Origin of the sequence: Ferruginibacter sp., from assembly GCF_014377975.1 — a bacterium.
GTDB lineage: Bacteria > Bacteroidota > Bacteroidia > Chitinophagales > Chitinophagaceae > Ferruginibacter.
This window is the reverse complement of record NZ_JACMOO010000083.1, coordinates 1-8,352: the sequence shown is the minus strand read 5'-3', so window position 1 is coordinate 8,352 and position 8,352 is coordinate 1. Positions and strand designations below refer to the sequence as shown.

7 protein-coding genes are annotated in these 8,352 nt (G+C 38.6%); 3 read left to right on the top strand and 4 right to left on the bottom strand.

Annotated features, from left to right (window positions below; genetic code table 11):
* The 3 genes from H7254_RS04840 to H7254_RS04830 all read left to right on the top strand — a co-directional run.
* A partial coding sequence (locus tag H7254_RS04840; RefSeq protein WP_301931914.1) for an acyl-CoA reductase occupies positions 1-701 on the top strand: 701 nt, incomplete at its 5' end.
* A 165-nt stretch (positions 702-866) separates the two neighbouring features.
* A complete protein-coding gene (locus H7254_RS04835; protein ID WP_301931913.1) occupies positions 867-2,396 on the top strand; it encodes a trypsin-like peptidase domain-containing protein in 1,530 nt (509 codons plus the stop codon).
* 252 nt (positions 2,397-2,648) lie between these two features.
* Positions 2,649-4,091, top strand: a complete 1,443-nt coding sequence (locus tag H7254_RS04830; protein ID WP_301931912.1) for an SDR family oxidoreductase — start codon at positions 2,649-2,651, stop codon at positions 4,089-4,091.
* A gap of 96 nt (positions 4,092-4,187) precedes the next feature.
* On the opposite strand, the gene H7254_RS04825 is transcribed toward H7254_RS04830, so the two are convergent.
* From H7254_RS04825 to H7254_RS04810, 4 genes are all read right to left on the bottom strand, one after another.
* Positions 4,188-4,634, bottom strand: coding sequence for a peptidylprolyl isomerase (locus H7254_RS04825; protein ID WP_301922974.1), 447 nt, complete (start codon positions 4,632-4,634; stop codon positions 4,188-4,190).
* Between the two features lie 325 nt (positions 4,635-4,959).
* Positions 4,960-5,424 (bottom strand): hypothetical protein, encoded by a 465-nt coding sequence (locus H7254_RS04820; protein WP_301931911.1) that lies wholly within the window; start codon positions 5,422-5,424, stop codon positions 4,960-4,962.
* A gap of 31 nt (positions 5,425-5,455) precedes the next feature.
* Positions 5,456-7,750, bottom strand: coding sequence for an alpha-galactosidase (locus H7254_RS04815; RefSeq protein WP_301931910.1), 2,295 nt, complete (start codon positions 7,748-7,750; stop codon positions 5,456-5,458).
* Between the two features lie 356 nt (positions 7,751-8,106).
* The coding region (locus H7254_RS04810; RefSeq protein ID WP_301931909.1) for a T9SS type B sorting domain-containing protein at positions 8,107-8,352 on the bottom strand (246 nt) is incomplete at its 5' end.

Genomic DNA, 8,352 nt, shown 5'->3' with positions numbered 1-8,352 from the left:
TTATCAGCGGTCATAAACAAACCATTAAACTATCTTCTAAAGATGATATTTTATTGAAACACCTTGTGAGTAAAATGTGTACCTGGGATGCTGGTGTGGCAGACTATATTTCTTTTGCTGCCATACTAAAAGGTTGTGATGGTTACATTGCCACCGGGAGCAATAACAGTGCCCGGTATTTTGATTATTATTTTGCAAAATATCCCAGCATCATCCGTAAAAACCGTACATCGGTGGCCATTTTAAGAGGAGATGAAAGTATTGAAAGCCTTGAAAAATTATCAGATGATATCCATATTTTTTTTGGCCTGGGTTGCAGAAACGTTACAAAAATTTATGTGCCGCAGGAGTACGATTTTGTACACCTCCTGCAGTCTTTTCACCAGTACAAATATTTTGCGGATCATCACAAATACAGAAATAATTACGATTATAATTTAACCATACAAATAATGAATAACCGGTTTTATATGACCAATGAAAGCACTTTACTTATAGAAAGCGATGCTTTTTTTTCGCCCATCAGCCAGTTAAATTATAGTTATTATGACAACGCTGCTGCCCTTATTGCCGCTTTAAAACAAAGCCAGGAAATACAATGCATAGCGGGTCTCGATATCCCTTTTGGAAAAGTACAAACACCCGGATTATTTGATTATGCAGATGGTATTGATACAATGCAATTTTTACTAACTTTATAGTACATCTACGAAAGTGTTACTAATTAATTGTTAAAGGTGCCTGCCAGTAAATAACATTTTGTCAGTGCATCGTTACTTTGTATAATAAGGCATAAAAATTGAGTTTTAATGCCAAAAGAAGATTAATTTTTAACGAAGCAAAAAATAAAATTTATACAAATGAAAATGAAACAGGTATTTTTTACAATCCTAATCAGCGCTGTTACCGCATTCGGTACAATGTGGGGATACAGCAGCTACATTAAAGCTGGCAATACTTTTGGAGGTCAGGAAAAAGGAGTTATTCCGTCTAATTACAAACTAACCAAATTAACAGACGGCAACACAACACCACCAGGTGCCATTGATTTTACCCAACCTGCGGCAGCGGCGTTACCAACAGTGGTGCACATCAAAACAAAAACCAATGCCAAACAAGTGAGCAATAGTTTACCCAAAGCTCAAAACAAAAACCCGTTCAGCGATCTGTTTGATGACAATATGCTTGAACAATTTTTTGGCAACAGAAATGGTGGATATGTTCCTGAACAAAGAGCATCCGGCTCGGGTGTAATTATAAGCCAGGATGGTTTTATTGTTACCAACAACCATGTGGTTGAAAATGCGGACGAGTTAACGGTAACACTTAGCAACAAAAAATCTTACACTGCAAAAGTTATTGGCCGTGACCCTGCCTTCGATCTTGCGGTAATTAAAATTGATGCAACAGGTTTACCGTTCCTTTTATACGGCAACTCGGATGATGTGAAGATTGGGCAATGGGTGCTGGCATTGGGTTATCCGTTAAATTTAGAAACTACTGTAACTGCTGGAATTGTTAGTGCAAAATCAAGAAGCCTGGGCTTAAACAAAGGCACCAAAACAAATTCTGCAGTAGAATCTTTTATACAAACAGATGCTGCTGTAAACCAGGGCAACAGTGGTGGTGCGCTTATCAACACTACCGGCGAGCTGATAGGCATTAACTCTGCCATCGCTTCTCCTACAGGCTATTACTCAGGTTATTCTTATGCTATCCCGGTGAATATTGTAAAAAAAGTGGTAGACGATATCATTAAGTATGGCAATGTGCAAAGAGGATTTTTAGGAGTTGCAACTAATAACACTTATGACATTTCTGAGAGTGATAAAACAAGATTAGGCCTTAAATATTCCGGAGATGGCCTGGTAATTACCGATGTATCTACAAACAGTGCAGCAGTGGAAGCTGGATTAAAAAAAGGCGATATTATTAAAAGTGTAAATGGTACTCCAGTAACCCTTCCTTCTGAATTGCAGGAATTGGTTACACGTTATAAGCCAAGTGATAAAATTAATATCCAGTATTCAAGAGATGGAAAAGACATTAATACAACCGCTACCCTAAAAAATAACCTGGGTAACTTTGCCATTGTTAAAGCAGAAAATACAATTTTGTCAAAGTTGGGAGCAGACTTTGCAAACCTTGATCCTAAGAAGGCAAAAGAGTATGGTGTACCCGGTGGTGTAATTGTTAAAAGAATAACCGATGGTGCGTTAAGCGACCAGTCGAGAATGAGGGATGGTTTTATTATTGTAAAAGTAAACGATAAAGAAGTTAAAAATATGGATGACCTGAGTAAAACGTTGGGTTCTTCCAAAAGCATTACTATCAGTGGTTTTTATCCAGGTTCTGATGGGTTATATGATTATCCGATTATGCTTGATGGTGAATAATAGTTTGAATTAAAGATTAAAAAATCCCCTCTTACCAGGGGATTTTTTATTGCACTCAGGCCATTGCAATAAAATAATACAATAAAACATATTTATCCGGCCAGGAAGCTATATGAGTCAGCATTGCATCGCCTTCGTGTACTACTGTTTACCCATGTAACTCCTATCTTCGCATTGAAGAAGCCATCAACTATTAAATAGTCCAAATACGATACTCAATCAACTTTATCCCATAAAAATTGTTGAGAAAATATGAATATTCTTATAACAGGAGCCAATGGATATATCGGCCAGCGGCTGATACCAGTATTGCTGGAAGAAGGCCACCAGTTATACTGCTGCGTAAGAAACAGGAATAGATTTGAAACCGAGCATCAGCATGAAAAAGTCATCATTATAGAAATTGATTTTTTGTATAACATAGATACCATAATTTTTCCCGTTGAAATAGACGTAGCTTTTTACCTCGTTCACTCTATGAACACCCAAGACGATTTTGCTGCACCAGAAGCAGCAGTAGCAACAAATTTTCTTACCAAAATACAGGCAACAAAATGCCGGCAGATCATTTACCTGAGCGGAATCGTAAATGAAACAAATTTATCCAAACACCTGGAATCAAGATTGCGGGTTGAAAATATTTTGAGGGCCGGTACAACAAATGTAACAGTTTTAAGAGCCGGCATCATTGTGGGTTCAGGCAGCGCGTCTTTTGAAATAATGCGGGATATTGTAGAAAAATTACCGGTGATGATTACACCAAAGTGGCTAAATACTTTGTGCCAGCCAATTGCTATAAGAAATGTAATTCAGTTTTTAAGTGGCGTAATGCTAAAAGAAAATACTTATAACAACGACTTTGATATTGGCGGTCCGGAAGTGTTGAGTTATAAAAATATGCTGCTTAAATTTGCTGAAGTGCGTAACCTGAAAAGAAAAATTTTTACCATTCCGGTAATGACACCGAAGTTATCGTCTTACTGGTTATATTTTGTTACCTCTACTTCTTATCCACTGGCAGTAAACCTTGTAAACAGCATGAAAGTAAATGTGGTATGCAGAGAAAACGATTTAGCTCAGCAACTGGGTATTGAATTACTGCCGTATAAAAGTGCAGTTCAAATGGCATTTGAAAAAATTGAACAACACATGGTGCTTAGTAGCTGGAAGGATGCATTTAGTAGCAGTGGTGCTCCACAAACAATGATGAATTATGTAGAGGTGCCCCGTTTTGGCTGTTTTAAGGATATTAAATGGCGGGAAGTAAAGGGTGAATTAAATGGTGTATTGGCCAATATTTGGAGCATTGGTGGTGAGCGGGGTTGGTACTATGCCAATGCGCTGTGGAAGGTAAGAGGTATGATGGACAAATTTGTAGGCGGTGTGGGATTACGGAGAGGAAGAACCGACCCTTTACAAATTCATCCGGGGGATGCGCTGGATTTTTGGCGGGTGTTAATTGCCGACAAAGAAAACAAAAGATTGTTATTATTTGCTGAAATGAAAGTGCCCGGCGAAGCCTGGCTTGAATTTAAGATTATGAAAAAAGACAATAAGCAATACCTCCGTCAAACGGCTACCTTCAGGCCAAGAGGTGTGTGGGGAAGGTTATACTGGTACTCCGTACTACCTTTTCATTATTTTATATTTAACGGAATGATCAATAATCTGCTGAAAGTGGAAACGGCGTTATAAGTTATAAATTATTGATCCGCTGCTAAAAAGAGGAAGCCCATGCTTGAACTTCCTCTTTGTAAATTAAATTTACCATTCATACATTCATGACTTACTTCAGTTTATCATCACTTTCTCCATTACATCACCACCACGGATTTCATCAATGATTTCAAGACCTTCGGTTATTTTACCAAAACAGGTGTGAACACCATCCAGGTGTTGTACACCACTGCGGTTATGGCAAATGAAAAACTGAGAGCCACCGGTATTGCGGCCACGATGAGCCATTGATAAAACACCCCGATCATGGATTTGTTTGGTACCATTTAATTCGCAGTTAATGGTATAGCCAGGGCCGCCTGCACCCGTACCATCCGGACATCCGCCCTGTATCATAAAGTTTGGTATCACCCGGTGAAAAGTTAATCCGTTATAGAATCCTTCACTTACCAGCTTTTTGAAATTTGCTGCTGCAATGGGTGCATCGTCATCGTATAATTCAAATTTTAAAACACCTTTGGCGGTATGTATTTCGCCTGTTGTTAATTGTACGTCGCTCATTATTTTTTGTTTTTATTATTCTGCGAAAGTAGTATTTACTAATCAATTGAATGCATGCTTACTAATTTTTTAGATAGGATGGTAATAAGTTTAACAAACAAAAATTATCATTACACCAACCGCTGCATAATAATTGTACGAAGGATAGAAACACGGAAAATACTGAGTTAAACTAATGACCAAGATGTTAATTTATACAGATTGACATCCGTTGATGAGTTTTCTTAAACTGGAAAAATAAATCCGTTTCATTTTATTCAGCGTCAACTGCGTTTCTATTTTATGTTGCGCAGATAATGTAAAATTTAGTATGCTATTCTTTGCATTAAAATACTTCCCTAATAAAAATTATTTTGTTGTTAAAGATTAAACTGTTACCGGCAACTTTGTGTAGCAGTGATTTTGCAACGGGTGCATTGGGTGATAACACATAAATAATACCATCTTCAAAAGATATTTTACCCAGTCCTGCGGCTACAAAAAAACTGGCTTCGTTACATATAATAATACTTCCGGTTGTAACTGATGCATGCAAGGTGTTACAATCAACAACACCCAATGCTGCCAGCTCATTTTGGTTGGCAGCCAGTTGCCTGGCATGCATATCTTTTTCCAGGTGGCTCATTGCCCGGCTGGTTTCATACTTATCGCCTGCACTGCTTTTTTCTTCGCTGTTGGCTGCCGCCTGTGCATTTTGCATGGCCTGCAATGCTGCATCAATACGCTGTTGAATGAGGGCAATGCAATGCTGGTGCAGGTTTTTTTTGTAGGCAATTTTATGTGTCGTCATCTTTTATAACCTGGGCATGCTATTTATAAAACTACTTCACTTCATTTACTTCCAGCAACACACTGGCTCTTTCTAAATCCACATCCGGATTAATACCTACCGTCATTAAAAAATTACCAGAGTAAACAGTGGTTGATTGCAGGGAAGATTCTGTACCGGGATACAAATTAATTTCTTTCACGGTGTAATTTTTTGTTGCATCCAACCCCTTTAATTGAATGGGTTGAGGTGTTGCACCCGGCATAAACCGGGTATTAGTAAGATAGTTAAACACAACGGCCCGGCTTTTCTCCGCATTTGCAAACATCAATGACGCTAACGGATTTTGATTTGGATTTACTAACCGGTACAAGTCACCGTGCCAAACCAAATCGCTGATGGAATGATAGGTTGCTACTGCCTGCTGGCTGAATTGCAGATCTTTTTCACTCAGTTTGTCCACTACAATATCATAACCCAATTTACCCATCATGGCAACATCTGTTCTAAATTTTAATGGCAGCTTACTCCAGTTTGTGATATGATTGCAGCTTGCAATGGCAGGATAAAAATAGCTGTATTCCCATTGAATAAAAATGCGTTCTACCGGGTCGGTATTATCACTGGGCCAATACTCTGTAAAATATTGTAAAGCACCATAATCTACGCGGCCACCTCCGCCACTGCACAACATCATGGGCACTGTTGGATATTTTGCCCGCAACCGTTCCAGTACTTTATACAGCCCCTTTACATAATCAACATATAACTGCGATTGTGGCAATCCCATCTTTTGCAGGTAAGCAGAATAAGCGTTGTAAATTACCGCGTTACAATCCCATTTTATAAAAGCCAGCGTGGGATTTTTGGTAAACAACGTATCCAGTATACCGAACACAAAATTCTGCACTGCGGGATTTACAAGATCCAGCACCAACTGATTTCGGTAATATTTTTCAGGCCGGTTGGGTTGGCGTATCACCCAGTCTTTATGCTTTTCATACAGCTCACTTTTAGGGTTCACCATTTCAGGTTCTACCCATATCCCAAATTTAATTCCTGCGGCAGTTGCTTCTTTTACCAGGTAGCCAATACCATGTGGCAGCTTCTTTACATTCTCCTGCCAATCGCCTAAACCCGCTGTGTCAGCATCTCTTGGATATTTGTTGCCAAACCATCCGTCGTCCAGCAAAAACATATCTACCCCTAATTTTTTGGCTCCTTTAAATAAATCCACCAGTTTATTTTCATCAAAATCAAAATAAGTTGCCTCCCAGTTATTTAGTAAAGTAAGCCTGGAACCTTCCCCATCCAACAACCTGTATTTTGTTGCCCAATGGTGCAGGTTGCGGCTGGCTTCGCCTTTACCATTTGATGAAAATGTATAAATAAATGCCGGCGTAGTAAACTCCTGCGCAGCCGCCAATTGGTATTCAGACGCATACGGATTAATGCCTGCAATGAGGCGAAGGTTATTATAATTGTCTACTTCAAAATCTATTTTAAAATTACCCGACCAGGCCAGTTGCCCCAGCAAAACCTTGCCTTCATCTTCCGTAGCAGGTTTACCAAATGATACCATGAATGCAGAGGGTTCCAGTAAATTAGCCCTGGTGCCCAACTTGGAATCAATGGATTTAATGCCATGCGACAAATGATCTTCTTCCGGTTTCATTTCGTTGCCCCAGGTACCGTTGTAATGTGTAAGGTAAAAATCATTGCCCATTAAATACAAATTGGCCGACGCGTATTTTTGCATGCGAATGGGTTTCTTTTCTACGTTCTTAATTACACTCCATTGTTCTACCACATTCTCTTTAAAATACGTTTTATAGAGGAGTGTTATTTCAGTTGCATATAAAGGATCTTTTAGCAAAATGCTGGTCAGGCTCACATTTGCATCTATCTTTTTCGTATCACTGCCAACATATTTTAAGTCGAGCGACATGTTGCCATCTGCATGTGTTATCTGTACCGCAGGCTCAATCACGTTCCAGGTGCCTGCTGGCGTGTAAGCTGAATTGTACGTCGGTAAATTATCACTTTTTAAATTATACTGGTTTGGTATGGCTGCATATTCCTTATTATTTGCAAGGCGGCTGCCAAAATAAATAATGCCCAGCCGGCCATCTTTATCCGTTTGTAAAACCATGGCATTTTTCGCTGTTTCAACAGGTATGGTAACTATGTTTTGCGCAAATAACCGGCTTGTTGTGGCAAGCAGTAAAAAGAATATTGACCAGGCGATCGTACTACTGGTAAGCTTCCGTTGCGTCGCACTCTTGTACCTTGATAAATTAACTGAACATTCGGATACCTGTTGATGAACCCGTTTTTTGTTTGTCATTTTTTGTGTGGGCATAATTGCTACTGTTATAATTTTATTCATTTAATTAGTGGCTGCAATATATTTCATTATGATAACTTTATGGCAACTGAAAAAAGGAAAGCAGTCATGTTTTTATTTAGCACAACGGGGTTTTATGATCGTTCAGTTATTCATTCATTTTTATCATGCAAGCCATCTTTTTATAAAAAAACATTCAGTTTTGTGCTGTTATTTACCTGCTTTTTTTCTATGTAAACGCTCAAAATATCCAGCAGAACAGGCTGTAGTCTGGACTGGATTATTACGATAAATACATGCTGTATGACAGACTGGACAGGGATATACGCAGAAAAATGTTTCTTCATTAAACTTGGTTACCTAAGTAATGTAACCGTTCCTTTTATTTTAAAATTATTCATTTTAAAACTAACCTGGTAAATATAAGAACCGGTGGGCTGTTGCATTCCTTTGAAATTTCCATCCCATGAAACGGTTGAACCCACAACATGATATACCAACTGTCCAAAACGGTTAAATACATTTACAGTTGCATTATAAGCAGGATCAAGAAATGGAATTTTCCAGGTATCATTTTTTCCATTTCCATCTGGTGTAAAGGC